Below are 16394 nucleotides of genomic sequence, written 5' to 3'. Positions count from 1 at the left end.
GAGAATTCTTGAGCCGTATTATTTATTGTTCATTGATCACAACCGTTTCTGCAATAAGGTCATGTAATCCCTGATGTTTTTTTGTAATGATAATCAGAAGTACTACAATAGGAAGTATCGGAAGGGATAGAACTTTTATGAAAAATCGTAGAAGAGCGGTTGCAAAGGATATTTTTTTATTTGGATTTTGTTTACAAACCTGGATGCCAATAAGCATCTTACCAATAGTCCCTTTAAGAGATGAACATTCAAAAGCGCAGAAATATACAACGATGAAGATGATATACATACTGATGTTGGTGCCAAACAGCGTTCCCCATGCATCGCGCAGGAAAATACAAACTGAGTCGCAAAAATAGTATAGAATGATAATAAAGGGCAGGTCGAGGACTAGTGCTGCTGCCCGTCGAAATATGCTTGCATACTTTGTTGGACTCATCTTCACTCCGGGAAACCCCAATCAAAATTCCTATGAATATGATCTCAATCTGTCCCGATTTATTTTATACCAAACAGGTTTACTAAGAGAATTTTGTCAAATAAAAAAACGGCTCGAGCAACAATTACACGAGCCGAAAGAAATATAAGTGAATTTACATTAAACCTATGCAAACACCAAGACTAAATGCTAGAACATCTAGTTTATGTATACCTGGCATATTATGTTCTGCCTGAGCAACATCACGTTCTTTTCCCATAAGATATTCAATACCAAAATCTACTTTAAATTTGTTTATTACATAACCTAAACCACCAGTAATTACATTATTAGTTGATGATGGGAAGAGAATGTTGAGTGTTTCATCTGGAGCAGGAGCTGGATCATAGTAGTAACCCGCCCTAATAGTTAGTTGTTCATTAAGCATATATTCTGTACCGACACGTATTTGAGTTGCATCTTTCCAATCTAAATACATTGTATCAACTTTTGTTGAACCATCAGGTAATTTGATATTAGCATATAATTCTTTAAGTGATTTCCAGTTTGAATATTGTGCATCGAAAGAAATAAGCCACTTATCTGTAATATTGAATGAAATTCCTCCCCCAAGCCACATTGGCCATTCAATCTCTAATTTATCCACAGTTATAGCATTTTCGCCAATATGTCCATCACCGCTGAAATTAACGTTAACGGGTGTTTTATACGTAAATCCAATACTTAAATTATCCATTGGGCAAATTTTGATTCCAGCTAAACCACCAAAACCCCATCCGTTGATTTTATAATCTACTTGAGTATCAAGCAATCCATCATGATCTAATCCGAATTGTGCAAGAAGGTTGACTAAATCTTCAGCTCTTTCTAGCTCCATCATTCCGTAATAAGCATTTAAGCCAGCACCAACAGATATCATGTCACTGATTTTATATGCAAGGTTTGGACTGAAATCAAAAACTGCAATTTTGCTTTTCCATTTAAATGCTTTCCCAGCATAGGGATTGTCCACATAAATGGTGTCACCTGGTATTACAACTGGTATTGGATTAGGACCATTAAAAACTACTAAGTCTTTTCCATCCCATTCAGTACCAAGACCTGCGGGAACATAGGCACCTAGCCCTAATGCTAATTTACCAAGATTGTAATTGAAGAATAGATTTGGGCTAATATAATTGTTTACTTTTGCTTTTGCATCAATACCGTATGTTGCATTTTTATATGAAGCATAAGGTATCACATCAGTTCCGAATATAAGGAGAGAGGAATTTTGACCTGCAAGACCTGCAGGATTCCAGTAGATAGCGGTGGGGTCATCTGCCAGACCGACCATTGCACCACCCATTCCTAATGCCCTCGGACCAAGGCTGTTTAAGCTTAATCCATTCGCAATAAGTGATGATACTGCGAATATTGTTATCATTGCAAGAACTAAGAGTCCTTTTTTCATACCTACTCCTTTCAATATTTGATTAGGTTTTTTGAAAGCAAAAAACAGGGAATTATTTGTCAACTAATTTAGAATTATTATACTATATCCTCAATTTTAATTATAGAGAAAATATGAAAAAATAAGGTAAATAAAAAAAGGTACTAATATTTGACAAGCTCATAGGAGTTTGTTGCAACAAGTCATTATGGTAAAAAAGAATTCTCAAGGTAAATTTGTTAAAGAATCTGTTCAGGAAGCTGACACTATTGAAAAGGTGAAAGTTAAAGATTCGATGGTAGATGATGCCGGCGATTATCGAGAGACGCCGGTGCATATTTACTATGAATGGTGTAAAAAATGCGGCATCTGCGTTGCCTTTTGTCCTACTGGAACATTAGGTCTTAGAGACGATGGCGCACCGTATGTAAAAAATCCCGATAAGTGTGTACACTGTGAACGCTGTGATATGCTGTGTCCTGATTATGCAATAACTGGTGCTGCCAAGAGCGAAAGGAGAAAGAATGTCAACAGATAGGCATGCAGGAAAGCCAATATTACTCCAGGGGAATGCAGCTGTGGCACTTGGCGCACTCGATGCAGGTGTGCAATTCTTTGGAGGTTACCCCATTACTCCTTCAACGGAAATAGCAGAAATTTTATCAGAAGAACTCCCCAAAAGAGGAGATAAATTTATTCAAATGGAAGATGAGATTGGCAGTATCGCATCGGTTCTCGGTGCAAGCATTGCCGGTTTGAAAGCAATGACAGCAACCAGCGGTCCTGGTTTCTCTTTGATGCAGGAAAATATCGGTTTTGGTATGGAAGCAGAGATACCCTGTGTGATCGTCGATGTGCAGCGTGGTGGTCCAAGCACAGGTTTACCCACGAGTCCAGCGCAGGGTGATATCATGCAGGCACGCTGGGGAACGCACGGTGATCATCCAGTGATCGCACTCTATCCCGACTCGATTTTAGAATGTTATGAATTGACGATCAGAGCATTCAATCTTGCAGAAAAATATCGTACACCGGTCATTCTTCTTATGGATGAGGTGCTTGCTCACATGAGAGAATCGGTTGTACTTCCTGCAAAAGATAAGCTGAAGATCATACGAAGGATAAAACCGAATGTTCCTCCTGAATGGTATAAGCATTATAAAAATAACCCGAAGTACATTTCACCTGTTGCCAGTTTTGGTGAAGGATACCGATTCCATATTACAGGACTGACACATGATGAAAGCGGTTTCCCGACCAATAGACACGATGAAGCTAAAGATATGATGGATCGTCTTCTTAAGAAGATCACAGACAATTTGGATGACCTCATACAGATAGAGCCCTTCTACATGGAAGATGCCGAGATTGCGATCTTTGCTGCTGGTGTTGTTGCTCGTTCAGCCAAAGAAGCTATTCTTCAGGCACGAAAAAAGGGGATAAAGGTTGGACTCATCCGTCCATTGACTATCTGGCCTTTCCCGGATCAGGATGTCGAAGATATGCTCGAGTCGACAAAAGCTGTCATCATTGCGGAGATGAACCAGGGACAGCTCATCAATGAAGTGAAACGAGTTACGAAATACGGTCAGCATAACCGTTTTTACCGCATTCAGAAATATAACGGACTGGTCATCACACCAGAAGAAATCCTACAAAAGATTGCGGAGGTCGCATGAGAAATATTCCGCAAAAAGTAATTCATCAATATCTCAGGCACGATAAGAAGTTTCCCCATGTGTGGTGCGCAGGCTGTGGTAACGGCATCATTCTTGGTGACCTGCTCCGTGCAATCTATAATTTGGGACTTGAAAAAGATGATATCGCAATGGTATCCGGTATTGGGTGTTCGAGCAGAATGCCCGTGTATGTTGACTTCAATACACTTCATACAACCCACGGACGAGCGATCGCTTTTGCAACAGGCATCAAAATGGCAAAGCCCGAATTGAAAGTGATCGTTATTACAGGTGATGGAGATGCGACAGCGATTGGAGGAAATCATTTCATTCATGCTGCACGTAGAAATATCGATCTTACGATCATTGTGATCAATAATAATATTTACGGCATGACAGGCGGACAGTGCTCGCCGACCACACCTATCGGTAAATTCGCAACCACAGCACCCTATGGATCCATTGAACCTAATTTTGATATCTGCGAACTTGCGAAATGTGCTGGAGCATCTTTTGTTGCACGAAGTACTGCCTATCATACCACAGAAACGAGAACCATCTTTGAGAAAGCATTAATGAAAAAGGGTTGTTCGGTCGTCGAGGTCATATCACAATGTCCGGTTTCTTATGGAAAGATGAATAATACTTCCTCACCAGTCAAAATGCTTGAAATGCAGCGTGACGGCACATTGATGAGGGAGGCGTACGATAAACTCCCCGAAGATAAACGGCAGGGTAAGATCATTCGCGGCATTCTCTATGATATCGAGAAACCAGAGTTCATCGATCAATATCAAGCATTGGTGGATCGGGTATCGAAACCAATTCAGGTTAAAGAATCCGGCAAGACGTCAAAACCGACATCTCAAGAGTGTGAAGTTTAGGAGCAGATGTGAAACATGAAATTAGATTAAGTGGAAGCGGTGGACAGGGATTGATCCTTGCTGGCATTATCCTTGCCGAGGCAGCGATCAAAGATGGTAAAAAAGTTTTGCAATCACAAAGTTACGGACCTGAATCCCGGGGTGGATCAAGCCGTGCAGATGTTATCATCAGTGATGAAATTATCTTTTTTCCTCGTGCCGTAGATCTGGATATTCTTCTTTGCCTGACACAAGAGTCAGCCGACAAATTCCTTCCGAACCTGAAATGTACGGGATACCTTTTCTATGATTCCTCAGCCATAAAAGTTAATCCAATTGAAGGCAAATCGATCGGTGTGCCTTTTACAGATATTGCAATCGAAAAATTCAAGAAAGCAATCGTAACAAATATTATTTCTCTTGCTTACTTGTGCCGGATTACCAGTATTGTAAAAATGAATTCATTGAAAGAAGCAATTAAGAATAGGGTCAAGGAACGTTATGTTGAGATGAACATGGAAGCGGTTGCCGTGGGAGTATCTCTTGCAGATAAATATTTAAAGGAAAGAGGAAAATAAATTATGATAGAAAAAATAAATCATATCGGTATCGCTGTACCCGATCTTGATGCAGCGATCGAAACATATAAGGATCTCGGATTTTCGGTAGTTGGAAGAGAAATTGTCGAGTCACAGAAAGTGGAAGTGGCAATGATCCAGATTGGTGAAAGTCATATCGAACTGTTACAGCCGACCTCTGACGAGAGCCCGATTGCAAAATTTCTCGAGAAGAATAGACCCGGCATTCATCATCTCGCTGTCAGCGTTGATGACATCGAAAAAGCATTGCATGAGTATGAAAAGCAAGGCGTTCGTATGATCGATACAACACCACGTGATGGTGCTCATGGTTCAAAGATTGCTTTTGTTCATCCAAAATCAACCAGCGGAGTTCTGCTGGAACTTTGCATGGAAGCATAAGAGCCAAGGAGATACATGGACAGAGAAAAACGTTTGGCACAGTTAAAGGCAGGTCGTGCAGAAGCATTGCTTGGAGGTGGCGAAAGACGGATCATCTCACAGCATAAAAAAGGAAAACTCACTGCACGCGAAAGAATAAAACTACTCGTCGATCCGGATAGTTTTGAAGAGTTTGATATGTTCGTTACCCATCGCTGTACCGACTTCGAAATGGAAAAGCAGAAATATCTCAGCGATGGTGTTGTAACAGGATGCGGCACGATCGATGGTCGCCTTGTGTATGTTTATGCTCAAGATTTCACCATTTTTGGTGGCTCTCTTTCAAAAACAGTATCCGAGAAGATCTGTAAGATCATGGATATGGCGATGAAGATGGGTGCTCCTCTTATTGGATTGAATGATTCAGGCGGGGCACGAATCCAGGAAGGTGTGGATTCGCTTGCAGGATATGCAGATATTTTTTATAGAAATGTGATGGCTTCGGGTGTTGTTCCGCAGATCTCAGCAATTGTTGGACCCTGTGCAGGCGGTGCTGTGTATTCTCCGGCGATCACTGATTTCATTATCATGAACAAAAAGAACAGCTATATGTTCGTGACAGGACCAAAGGTCGTGAAAACCGTTACACATGAAGATGTTACAACTGAAATACTCGGCGGTGCAATGGTACACGCCCAAAAGAGCGGTGTTACCCAATTTATTACCGAAACCGAAGAGGAAACGTATTCACTCATCCGCAACCTTCTTCAATATATCCCCAATAACAATCTTGAGGATCCGCCCGTTGTTGCATGTGCTGACCCGATCGACAGGATTTGTGAAAATCTTAATACGATCGTTCCGGATGATCCATCCAAGCCATACGATGTAGTAAATATTATTAAAAGTATCGTTGATAATGGAAAATTCTTGGAAGTGGCTCGCTATTTCGCCCCGAATATTGTTGTAGGATTTGCTCATCTTAATGGACATTCTATCGGTATTGTTGCAAACCAACCGGAATATCTTGCCGGTTGTCTGGATACCAATGCATCAAAAAAGGGTGCTCGATTTATTCGCTTCTGTGATGCCTTTAATATTCCCTTACTCTTTCTCGAAGATGTCCCAGGATTTTTGCCCGGTATCAGCCAGGAGCATGGCGGCATCATAAAAGAAGGTGCCAAGATCCTCTACGCCATCGCTGAAGCAACCGTTCCTCGTATCACCGTAATTATCCGAAAGGCGTATGGTGGTGCATATTGCGTATATAACAGCAGGCATGTTGGTGCTGATCTTGTGTATGCATGGCCCTCAGCAGAGATCGCTGTTATGGGTCCGAAAGGTGCAGTTGAGATCATCTTTCGGAAAGAAGCTGATAGCTCTGAAAATCCAGATGAATATCTCGCAGAAATTGAAGAAGAATACAGGAAAAAGTTCGCTACTCCATTCCAGGCTGCATCAAAAGGTTATATTGATGACATCTTTGAGCCCTCTGAAACAAGGCAGAGACTCATACGGGCAATGGAAATGATCGCTTCAAAGAAGGATACCAATCCTCCAAGAAAACATGGAAATATTCCTTTATAATGAAAATAAAAACCTCGATACTCATACTTATTGCTTTGATTCTCCTGTGTAGTTCATCCATCTGTTTTGCAGAGGTTCAAAATACTGAAGAAGAAACAGCATCTCAAACGACACCTGGAAATATCGTTTTTGCAGGTATGGTGGTTGTCTTCTTAAGTCTCCTGCTGGTTGCGGTGATCATCGATCTTCTCAAGCATCTTAGAAAAAGGGATAAAGCTGTTGAAAAAGATGAGAACGAGTTGGGGGTTAAAAAGAAGATCGTTTCGATCTCACCAGTGCAGCCGCGTACACAGAATGTGCCCTTGAACCAGAAAATCTTAACAACAGTTGTTATGACGATTTTTCTTCATGAAAACGAGGTTGAAAATCACAGCAAAATGCTGCTTACAATGAAGAGAGCAAAGGTCAGTCAATGGCACCAGTCATCAAAACTTCACATGCCGAATGAACGCATGGGAAACAAATCGGTTTTCCAGCGAACTGCGGCCGTTAAAGAAAAAAGATAGGATAGTTATGAAAACATATAAGATGGAAGTAAATGGCGAAAAATTCGAGGGTCGGGTCGTTGAATATGATGGCTTGAATGCAAAAGTTGAAATCAATGGTATTACCTACAAAGTCAAGATGGAACCCGAGTACGGCAAGAGTACCGAAGCACTCGAACGCCCCAAAAAAGTGCTAACCCTACAGCCTTCTCTTAGCGGTAAGAATGTTGATTCACTTCTCAGCCCCGGCAACGTGAAAGCACCTCTGCCCGGTGTTATTCTTGATGTAAAAGTCAAGGAAGGTGATGAGGTCAAAGAAGGTGACCTGCTTCTTATTCTTGAGGCGATGAAGATGGAATCTGAGATTGCGGCTTCGGTCAACGGAAAGATAAAAAAGGTCAATGTGAAGGTTGGTGAATCTGTTCTTGAGAACCAACTACTGGTTGAGATCGAGGAAACAAAAGATGAATGAGATCATAAGTTTCTTTGGAACAACTGCGTTCGCCCATTTGCAGTATACTAATCTGATCATGATCGTGGTTGGGCTTGTGTTCATAACACTTGGTATTGTTAAACATTATGAACCCCTGCTCCTTGTTCCGATTGGCTTCGGTATCCTCGTAGGAAACATTCCCGGTACTTTTGGGGGTGTGTATGATGAGGGATCGGTATTCAGCTATATCTATTTTGGTGTAAAATCCGGTCTTTTCCCGCCATTGATCTTTCTTGGTATTGGTGCGATGACTGATTTTTCCACACTTATTGCCAATCCTAAACTTATTCTGCTTGGAGCAGCAGCCCAATTCGGCATTTTTGCAACCTTTTTCGGCGCTACACTTTTAGGATTCAATCTCGTTGAAGCTGGGGCAATTGGCATTATCGGCGGCGCAGATGGGCCGACTTCGATTTTTCTTTCATCGCAACTAGCACCACACCTTTTAGGACCAATCGCTATTGCTGCATATTCGTATATGGCATTGGTGCCGATCATTCAACCTCCCATTATGCGGCTTTTAACAACACCAAAAGAGCGTGTCATCAAAATGAAGAGTCCCCGCATTGTTGAAAAACGTGAGAAGATTATATTTCCTCTTGTCGGCGTACTCGTCACTGCAGCAATCGCACCTCGTGCAATTTCTCTTCTTGGTATGCTTTTCTTTGGGAATTTACTCAAAGAATCCGGTGTTACGGAGCGTCTTGCCAATGTTGCACGAAATGCCCTGACAGATATTGTAACGATTCTACTGGGAATTGCAGTTGGAGCAAGTACTCAGGCAAGTGTATTTCTTACATATAAATCACTGAAAATTTTTGTACTTGGTGCATTTTCATTTGCTATTGCCACAGCTGCGGGTGTACTTTTTGCAAAATTAATGAATCTTTTCCTTAAACGGAAGATAAATCCACTTATTGGAGCCTCAGGCGTTTCTGCTGTGCCGGACTCAGCACGTGTTGTTCAGCAGGAAGGTCAAAAATATGATAAATCAAACTATCTGCTTATGCATGCCATGGCGCCGAACGTAGCCGGTGTGATCGGTTCAGCAGTAGCAGCAGGTGTCCTGTGGGGGATATTGGGACACTAAGAGAATATCCAATAGCCAATATTCAATTTTCAATGATGAAGTAGCGGTTGAACTGGTCAACCGGAATGAAATATTAAATACGCAGTTAATTAACAATTAATTCACTAACAGTGGAAATCCGTTTTATCAGTGAGTATCTGTATTCTATTTGCAGCTGCCATTATTTGAAAATAAATTCGAGAAATTACTCCAATCCAAGCAAATATTCGATCATATCCCAGGCAGCATTGCGTTTTACTTCAAACCTGTCCAGGTAACTCTCTTCGTATGTGTTGATATAGTCGATTGCAGCATCACCTTGAGCGACCAGAAGGTCGAATGTTTCGTTGACTTCTGATACATACGTATCATCTTCAGTGTTCATGACACCTGAATCGAGAAGGATTTCCAACTGTTCTTTTACGGCTTCACACATTCCAACATATTCCGATATCATTGCAACAGCGTCTTCGTCGGTGTATGTATCAAAACTCCAGGCATCGATCGTTGTGCCGATCGCACTATACGTAAGATACAGTCCCTGAGCACAGAATGCACCTATCGTTTCTAGCATAACCTGTGTGTCGTCATCATATGCACAAAGCATTGAAGACATCGAAACAAGCAGTAATACTGCTGTAAATGTTACTAATATTTTTTTCATGGTTTCTCCCTTTTATAAGATATACTTGATCTTTTTATTTATAAATTCAGCGAACATGATACACTCCTCATAACTTCGAGTTCTAAAACGATAGATCCTTCCATCTCTTGTTTGAATGATAATTTTTGGTGAAAATATACCTTTTTTTAATGTTACATTACGTGTGTTTTTATAGGATAATTCAAATTCGTGTTCTTTGCCATGGAGAGGTCTGCTTATGATAAGGACTCTCCTATTCGTCGCGACAAGCAGATAGGTGGAAGGAATGTTATCAGAGCTGAAGACATACTCGATATCTTCATTCGCTTGCATTCTTTCAGCTATGTTTTCGAATGCTCTTTTCAGATTGTCATCATCTAAAAGTGGGAGTTTGTTAAGCCTTGTAAGTGAATCTTTCAGCTGTGCCCGGGTTATGGCCATACAGACTCCTTGGTTGATGATAAGGTATTTTTGAAATGTAAGGATAAAATGTCAATGAAATAGGATATTTACGATTGCAACCTTTATACCGACATCCATTGTAAACTGAGTGATGTGTAATAATAGTTATTCATCAAAATCCATTTCCGCTTCCGCTATGTCAATCTCTTCGATCCAGTCATGTAAACAGTAGCGTAATATACAGCAATATAAAAAATACATGAAAAATGTAATTGATGACAATATTTGTATGAGCAGTAATCCTCGAACAACGAAACGACTCAACATCATCGGTCCCAGTACGAATATCACAAAACCGATAATCCATTTCCATTTTTTTAGTTGTACCAATGTTTTGATCAGGTAGGGAGTGTATATGATTGCAGTAACTGTAAGGATGGTAATAACTACAAAATATCCGATGATGCTGTATCCGGCAAATATGAGTGCAGATGTTCCTACATACGTCAGTGTGTGTTGAAGCTTCATCATGATCAGCTTTTTTCGTTGGTTTTCTGCGGATAAGGTATTCATGCCCTCGTTATGTCTTGTTGATAAATTATATAGAATTCAAAGTATATGTGATCGACCTGTTTTCTTTCTCCAGTTTTCATAATATTCCTGTTAACTTGTTTTAGAAGTGCATTATGAATTTCCTGACAAGAATAAAACGATCTTCTTTGGTGAAATTAAAAGGAGCACAACTTGTGGTCATGCTCCTGAATGATAGTTTGTGATTTCTTGCTTAGTTGATAACTTTTTCAGCATAGAAGCTGTCTTCTGTCTTGATCATCTTGAAGTCACGTGACCTGAACATGTGCAGCATGATATGATTATCTGCAAGAATGTTTGCATAAATCTTCTGAATACCACGAGCTTTTGCAATTTCCATGATGTAGTCTGTAAATTTATTACCAAGTCCAAGATTCTGCCACGGATCAGCAATCACGATAGCAAACTCAGCAGTTTCATTATATTGATCGGCGATCAATCGCACTACACCAGCCATCTTTTCTTTGCCGTTTTCCTTAACAATAGCAATGATGGCAATTTCACGATCATAGTCGATCTGTGTGTAACGGACGAGTTCGTCGTGAGATATATCTTTGATAAGCTGGAAGAATCTGTATCGCTGTGTTCTTTCTGAGAAATTGGAGAACATCTCTTTTTCCATTAATTCATCTTCTGGTTTAATGGGACGAAGGATCGCTTTTTCCCCATTGCTCATTGTGTATTCTGTTATATACTCTGAAGGATATGGAGAGATGACAAGATGTTCATTTGGATGTTCAGCAGATACCTTGACTTTATCATCGAGAATTATTTTTGCATCGAGGACAACACCCCCGCGCTCATCAACACCAAAAGGATTGATGTCCACTTCTTTGATCTGCGGGAAATCCATGATCATGTATGCAAATTTATACAGAAGGAATTGTATCGATGGAATATCCGCACCGGGCATGCCTCTATATCCTTTGATCAGTTTATATATCTTGGTATCCTCAATGATTCTCATTGCCAGCGCCATGTTGAGCGGAGGAAGTCCGATGGTCGTATCTTTAAAGACTTCGACAGCAACACCCCCCATACCGAATACAATCGTAGGTCCAAAGATAGGATCTTTTTTACACCCAATGATCAGCTCGTATTTACGTTTGAGCATCTGCTCGACGAATACACCTCGAATGTCTGCATCGGGCGCTTGTTCCTTTGAGGATTTCATGATCTTGTTGTATGCCTTCTTTGCTTCTTCCTTATTAACAATATTGAGTATCACACCGCCAACGTCTGTTTTGTGAAGAATGTCCGGTGATGCGATCTTCATAACAACAGGATATCCGATCTTTTCTGCGAGTTTGATTGCCTCATTTTCGGTCTTTGCAAGTCCATTTTTGATAACAGGTATGCCGTAATAATCAAGAAGCTGCTTTGCCTCGAACTCGGTCATGACCGTTCTCTTATCGGCTAATACTTCATTGATAAGTTGTTTGCTTTTTGCTTTTTCCGGAACAAATTCATGAGGAATTTGAGACGGGGTTTCATGAAGGATATCGAGATTACGGGTATAATCATACATATACATGAAGCATTTCACAGCATCTTCAGGGGTTTGATACACTGGAATTTGATGACTTTCCAGCACCTTTTGTCCTTCAGCGATATCTTCGGCACCCATCCATGAAGCAAGTAGTGTTTTCTTGCATTTCTTGCTGAGTGTTGCAACTTTTTCTGCCACACCGGTCGGATCTGTCATTTCCTGAGGTGTGAGGATAACAAGGATGCCATCGACACTTTTATCTTTTGCACAGAGTTCCACTGCTCTTTCATATTGCTCAGGACCTGCATCTCCTAGGACATCGACCGGATTACCCTTACTCCAGTTGGGTGAAAGGTGTTTGTTCAATTCATCGATCGTCTCTTTGGAGAGCTTGGCGATCTTACCACCTTTTTCTATCAAAGTATCGGTAGCTATAACACCGGGTCCACCAGCATTTGTGATGATTGCTAAACGATTTCCTTCCGGTTTGTTTTGCATCGCAAGTGATTGTGCGATATGGAAAAGCTCATCGACTGTGTTAACGCGAATAACACCCGCTCTTTTGAATGCAGCATCAAAAACAAAATCATTACCTGCAAGACTACCGGTATGCGACTTCGCTGCCTGCGCACCTTCCGAGCTCTTTCCTGATTTGAGCACAATGATCGGCTTGTTACGGGCAAATGCACGCGCAGCGCTCAGGAAGCTTCTGGCATCGGTGAGGGATTCCATATAGATTACGATACTCGTGGTGTGGGGATCACTGCCGAAATAGTCGATAAGGTCATGAAAACTGACGTCGACCATTGAACCGATTGAGACAAAATGGCTGAATCCGACATTCTGATCGACAGACCAGTCGAGAATAGCTGTACAGAGCGCACCACTCTGAGAGATGAAAGCGATTTTTCCGGTGAGCGCCATCTTGTTAGCAAAACTGACATTCAGATTGATAGAAGGTTTAATGAATCCAAGACAGTTTGGTCCGATCATCCTCATCCCGTATTTTCTAAGGATTTCAAGGATCTGTTTGGTGAGTTCCTTGCCCTCTTTGCCGATTTCCGAGAAACCGGCTGAGATCAGTACTATGCCATCAACACCTACTTCACCGCATTCTTCGACAATTGCCGGAACGGTTCTAGCGGGAGTGGCAATAACTGCAAGATCAACCTTATCAGGCACTTCACTAATATTCTTGTAGGCTTTCACACCAAGAACATTCGTGCGTTTAGGATTGATGGGATATACAATACCGTCGAATCCCGAACCGATCAGGTTGTTCATCAAAGAAAATCCTACAGTTCCGTCTCGTGCAGTTGCACCAATAACAGCAACTACTTTTGGATTAAAAAGTTTGGTTAGTTTTTTTGTACCCATTAATATATCCTTTAAATTTTTGATTTCCAATATTTTGATAGCGCTTGTCGTGCCATGGCTTTTCTGCCCTCCCACTCGTAGTACGTCTGTATCATAGAATCCGTTTCCCGTTCCTGGAACCTCATTTCATCATGATTGATTCCATCGAGGAAGCTGTAAAGGCACTTGGGGAACATCTCGATGTTGTATCCACCTTCGAGTGTTGCAAAGACCTTATCGAAGTTATCGGTTAGCATCCTTCCAATCTTATAATATGAATTGATCGAAAGTCGAAGATCGAGAAGAAGGTCATATTGATGGGAATCGAAGCCGGCTGAAACAGCAACTATGTCCGGATCGAATTCCTTTGCGATCGGGAGGAAGGTTTCGACAGCATCCATAAAAATTTCATCACCAGCTCCGGGAGGGAGAGGTAAATTTATTGTGTATCCTTCACCTTTGCCAATCCCAATCTCATCAGCGTCTCCACCGCCGGGAAATGCCGGATATTGATGAAGTGACCAATATAAAACTCTGTCAGTATCGTTGAAAAATTTCACCGTGCCGTCGCCGAGGTGTCCGTCAAAGTCGAAAATAAGCACTCGTTTTCCCTGGTTAACATGATACTGTGATGCTATAGCAACATTGTTAAAAAGACAGAAACCGCTCGATCTGCTAATATGAGCATGATGTCCTGGGGGGCGTGTAAGGGCAAAGTCACCGGTTTCTGATGCCATGATCGTAGCACCAACTGCATAGATTGCTGCTTCGTAACTGCCAGGAGAAACGATCGTATCATTATCGATATGACCACCACGCATACACGCTTCTTTTATCTGTGTAACATATTCCGGTGTGTGGACGAGTGTAAGATATTTTTCACCATTCTCGAGTTCTGTAACGGGCAGCTCTCCAAGCGAAGTGAGCCGCTTCTTATTCTCGGGGTGCATGCCGGTGTCATGTTCTAAAAAGACAGGATTATAAATTAATTGCATTTCAACCTTTCCTAAAGTGAATATATGAAAAATATACAAAGAATTTCATAAATAACCACTTAAAAGGTGCTTCTTTGCAAGGATAGAAAAGCTGTCAAGTAGAAATCGAAATATTTTTGTTGAATTTCCGTTTACTATTCCCGCAATGTTGAATGAAGCAGATATGATAAATCTTGCCTATATTCACAATAAATTCCTTGGTGACAATATGTGAGATTAATCACATAATATTTTGTTAAAAGATTCAGGTTGAAATATGGAATATACGTTTCTTGATTTATGGCAAAAAGAAAATAAGATCCACTTTACAAAAAGGGATGTAAAAGAAGTGTATTTCCATGATACGACGTATGTTCTCGATCTTGCATCTATACAATTTGTCATCTCGCTTAATGGTAAAAACCCACTTTGCTTTCTGTCGAAAAATATCGATGATAATGATTGGACTGATAATCACCTTTCATTGTTGCTGAGAAAACACCTCTTAAAAAGTACGATAATGGGTATTGAATTGCAGAAAAACGACAAGGTGCTTGTTCTCGCATTTGAAAAAGAATCCTTTTATGGAGAAACCTCATATTACAAACTTATTTTAGAGTTAATCCCACGCTATGAAAACCTGATACTCACACGAGAGGAAAAAGGTGAGGATGTTATTCTTGATTGCCATCGAAGAGTCCATATCTCGGATAGCGCATACCGGCAATTGTATCCTGGAATTTCATATACGCCACCTCCAGCAGCTGAAAAACCGTATATTTTTGCTGTGAGTAGAGAAATGTACTTTGAGCTATATCCAAATACATTGCCCGTTTTATGGAAAGATTTTATAACGCAATTCAGCAATACACCAAAATTTCTCAAGAATTTTTTTAAGCCTGAGATGCGTACTGAAGAAATGTGGGAATTCATAAATATCATTCGCTCAACGTGCGAGAGATGGTCTGCATCAAACAAATTATATTATGATCCCAAAGGCAAATACTTCAACGTATTCAATTGTGAAGACTGCCTTGAGATGGAATCGGTAAATAGTGCTTATGAGTATTACTTCAAAAACGAGATCGTTCAATCGCAACTTCATCAAACTAAAGAGAAAATCCTGCATGAACTGGAGCGAAAGAAAAAGAAGTTACTCAAAACGCTTGCTCAACAAAAAAAGGATATGACAGAACTTGAGGATGCATCACACTGGCAGAAATTAGGCGAGTTGTTAAAGATCAATCTGCATGCGATCAAAGAAGGAATTGATGAAGTCGAAGTCATTGATTATTTTGAGAGTGAAAATCCTAGTATTATAATTCCTCTGCAGGCAGATAAAAGCCCACAGCAGAATATGGAATTCTATTTCAAGAAGTACAAGAAAGCAGTATCCGGCAAAGAGAAACTCAGTAGAAATATTACAAACAATCAGAAAAAAATAACTCAACTTGAAAAGGAAATCTCTGACATCAGATCATTCGAGGATGTGAATAGTCTCAAAGGATTTGTTGGGAAAAAAGATACTGTGCCTAAAGATAAAACAACTCTTCCATTCAGACGATTTACTATTTCAGCAGAAGGGAAAAATTGGGAGATCCTTACCGGACGATCAAATAAAGAGAATGATGAATTAACAACGCATTATGCAAAGCCCGACGACTGGTTTTTCCATACGAGGGTTTATCACGGTTCACATGTCATTGTAAAGAATCCATCGAAACTCGATCACTTGCCTGAGAAGGTGAGAGAAGTTGCAGCAGGTATCGCAGCATATTACAGCAAGGCAAAACATTCGACAAAAGTTCCGGTGGATTTTACAAAAGTTCGGTATGTAACAAAACCTAGGAAAAGCGCTCCCGGGTTTGTGGTTTATAAAAATCAGAAAACAGTGTTCGTGGATCCCATCCATCCAAGAACATTAAAATTCTGA

17 protein-coding genes are annotated in these 16394 nt (G+C 40.7%); 10 read left to right on the top strand and 7 right to left on the bottom strand.

Annotation, left to right across the window (positions count from 1 at the left end; translation table 11 throughout):
- Positions 1 to 22: 22 nt before the first annotated feature.
- Positions 23 to 439, bottom strand: coding sequence for an RDD family protein (locus JW794_07425; protein ID MBN2017939.1), 417 nt, complete (start codon positions 437 to 439; stop codon positions 23 to 25).
- 154 nt (positions 440 to 593) lie between these two features.
- Positions 594 to 1892, bottom strand: a complete 1299-nt coding sequence (locus JW794_07420) for an outer membrane protein transport protein (protein ID MBN2017938.1) — start codon at positions 1890 to 1892, stop codon at positions 594 to 596.
- A 187-nt stretch (positions 1893 to 2079) separates the two neighbouring features.
- On the opposite strand from JW794_07420, the gene JW794_07415 reads away from it, so the two are divergent.
- From JW794_07415 to JW794_07375, 9 genes are read left to right on the top strand one after another with little or no spacing between them, the layout of a single operon-like run.
- On the top strand, positions 2080 to 2409 hold the full coding sequence (locus JW794_07415) for a 4Fe-4S binding protein (GenBank protein ID MBN2017937.1): 330 nt from the start codon (positions 2080 to 2082) through the stop codon (positions 2407 to 2409).
- Complete coding sequence (locus JW794_07410; protein ID MBN2017936.1) at positions 2396 to 3550, top strand: 2-oxoacid:acceptor oxidoreductase subunit alpha; 1155 nt, start codon at positions 2396 to 2398, stop codon at positions 3548 to 3550. The genes JW794_07415 and JW794_07410 overlap by 14 nt, the downstream gene beginning before the upstream one ends.
- On the top strand, positions 3547 to 4434 hold the full coding sequence (locus JW794_07405; protein ID MBN2017935.1) for a 2-oxoacid:ferredoxin oxidoreductase subunit beta: 888 nt from the start codon (positions 3547 to 3549) through the stop codon (positions 4432 to 4434). Before JW794_07410 ends, JW794_07405 begins: the two co-directional genes overlap by 4 nt.
- Before the next feature lie 8 nt (positions 4435 to 4442).
- Positions 4443 to 4991: a 2-oxoacid:acceptor oxidoreductase family protein gene (locus JW794_07400; GenBank protein MBN2017934.1), complete on the top strand. Its 549-nt coding sequence runs from the start codon at positions 4443 to 4445 to the stop codon at positions 4989 to 4991.
- A gap of 3 nt (positions 4992 to 4994) precedes the next feature.
- Positions 4995 to 5393: a methylmalonyl-CoA epimerase gene (gene mce, locus JW794_07395; GenBank protein ID MBN2017933.1), complete on the top strand. Its 399-nt coding sequence runs from the start codon at positions 4995 to 4997 to the stop codon at positions 5391 to 5393.
- 15 nt (positions 5394 to 5408) lie between these two features.
- Entirely contained in the window at positions 5409 to 6959 is a 1551-nt protein-coding gene (locus tag JW794_07390; protein MBN2017932.1) for an acyl-CoA carboxylase subunit beta, read from the top strand.
- Positions 6959 to 7465 carry a hypothetical protein gene (locus tag JW794_07385; GenBank protein ID MBN2017931.1) on the top strand — a complete coding sequence of 169 codons (507 nt, stop codon included), beginning with the start codon at positions 6959 to 6961 and terminating at the stop codon, positions 7463 to 7465. Before JW794_07390 ends, JW794_07385 begins: the two co-directional genes overlap by 1 nt.
- 7 nt (positions 7466 to 7472) lie before the next feature.
- Entirely contained in the window at positions 7473 to 7916 is a 444-nt protein-coding gene (locus JW794_07380) for a biotin/lipoyl-binding protein (GenBank protein ID MBN2017930.1), read from the top strand.
- On the top strand, positions 7909 to 9027 hold the full coding sequence (locus JW794_07375) for a sodium ion-translocating decarboxylase subunit beta (GenBank protein MBN2017929.1): 1119 nt from the start codon (positions 7909 to 7911) through the stop codon (positions 9025 to 9027). The genes JW794_07380 and JW794_07375 overlap by 8 nt, the downstream gene beginning before the upstream one ends.
- Positions 9028 to 9211: 184 nt before the next feature.
- Here the strand turns inward: JW794_07375 and JW794_07370 are convergent, their stop codons facing one another.
- From JW794_07370 to JW794_07350, 5 genes are all read right to left on the bottom strand, one after another.
- Entirely contained in the window at positions 9212 to 9670 is a 459-nt protein-coding gene (locus JW794_07370; protein ID MBN2017928.1) for a hypothetical protein, read from the bottom strand.
- A gap of 12 nt (positions 9671 to 9682) precedes the next feature.
- Entirely contained in the window at positions 9683 to 10090 is a 408-nt protein-coding gene (locus JW794_07365) for a PH domain-containing protein (protein MBN2017927.1), read from the bottom strand.
- Positions 10091 to 10216: 126 nt separating this feature from the next.
- Positions 10217 to 10624: a hypothetical protein gene (locus tag JW794_07360; protein MBN2017926.1), complete on the bottom strand. Its 408-nt coding sequence runs from the start codon at positions 10622 to 10624 to the stop codon at positions 10217 to 10219.
- Positions 10625 to 10835: 211 nt separating this feature from the next.
- Entirely contained in the window at positions 10836 to 13538 is a 2703-nt protein-coding gene (locus JW794_07355) for a bifunctional acetate--CoA ligase family protein/GNAT family N-acetyltransferase (GenBank protein MBN2017925.1), read from the bottom strand.
- Positions 13520 to 14437: a histone deacetylase gene (locus JW794_07350; GenBank protein MBN2017924.1), complete on the bottom strand. Its 918-nt coding sequence runs from the start codon at positions 14435 to 14437 to the stop codon at positions 13520 to 13522. Before JW794_07350 ends, JW794_07355 begins: the two co-directional genes overlap by 19 nt.
- A gap of 301 nt (positions 14438 to 14738) precedes the next feature.
- Here JW794_07350 and JW794_07345 point away from each other — a divergent pair, with 301 nt between their 5' ends.
- Positions 14739 to 16394 (top strand): NFACT family protein, encoded by a 1656-nt coding sequence (locus JW794_07345; GenBank protein ID MBN2017923.1) that lies wholly within the window; start codon positions 14739 to 14741, stop codon positions 16392 to 16394.

It is taken from the genome of Candidatus Cloacimonadota bacterium, assembly GCA_016932035.1.
GTDB lineage: Bacteria > Cloacimonadota > Cloacimonadia > JGIOTU-2 > JGIOTU-2 > Celaenobacter.
Note: the sequence above shows the minus strand (reverse complement) of the source record. Positions and strands in the feature narration are given on the sequence as shown.

Bases quoted from the DNA above. Each gene is read 5' to 3' on its own strand.
- JW794_07345 (MBN2017923.1), top strand. From the start codon at position 14,739: ATGGAATATACGTTTCTTGATTTATGGCAAAAAGAAAATAAGATCCAC.
- JW794_07365 (MBN2017927.1), bottom strand. From the start codon at position 10,090: ATGGCCATAACCCGGGCACAGCTGAAAGATTCACTTACAAGGCTTAAC.
- JW794_07420 (MBN2017938.1), bottom strand. From the start codon at position 1,892: ATGAAAAAAGGACTCTTAGTTCTTGCAATGATAACAATATTCGCAGTA.
- JW794_07405 (MBN2017935.1), top strand. From the start codon at position 3,547: ATGAGAAATATTCCGCAAAAAGTAATTCATCAATATCTCAGGCACGAT.
- JW794_07410 (MBN2017936.1), top strand. From the start codon at position 2,396: ATGTCAACAGATAGGCATGCAGGAAAGCCAATATTACTCCAGGGGAAT.
- JW794_07385 (MBN2017931.1), top strand. From the start codon at position 6,959: ATGAAAATAAAAACCTCGATACTCATACTTATTGCTTTGATTCTCCTG.
- JW794_07415 (MBN2017937.1), top strand. From the start codon at position 2,080: ATGGTAAAAAAGAATTCTCAAGGTAAATTTGTTAAAGAATCTGTTCAG.
- JW794_07425 (MBN2017939.1), bottom strand. From the start codon at position 439: ATGAGTCCAACAAAGTATGCAAGCATATTTCGACGGGCAGCAGCACTA.
- JW794_07350 (MBN2017924.1), bottom strand. From the start codon at position 14,437: ATGCACCCCGAGAATAAGAAGCGGCTCACTTCGCTTGGAGAGCTGCCC.
- mce (MBN2017933.1), top strand. From the start codon at position 4,995: ATGATAGAAAAAATAAATCATATCGGTATCGCTGTACCCGATCTTGAT.
- JW794_07370 (MBN2017928.1), bottom strand. From the start codon at position 9,670: ATGAAAAAAATATTAGTAACATTTACAGCAGTATTACTGCTTGTTTCG.
- JW794_07380 (MBN2017930.1), top strand. From the start codon at position 7,473: ATGAAAACATATAAGATGGAAGTAAATGGCGAAAAATTCGAGGGTCGG.
- JW794_07375 (MBN2017929.1), top strand. From the start codon at position 7,909: ATGAATGAGATCATAAGTTTCTTTGGAACAACTGCGTTCGCCCATTTG.
- JW794_07360 (MBN2017926.1), bottom strand. From the start codon at position 10,624: ATGAATACCTTATCCGCAGAAAACCAACGAAAAAAGCTGATCATGATG.
- JW794_07390 (MBN2017932.1), top strand. From the start codon at position 5,409: ATGGACAGAGAAAAACGTTTGGCACAGTTAAAGGCAGGTCGTGCAGAA.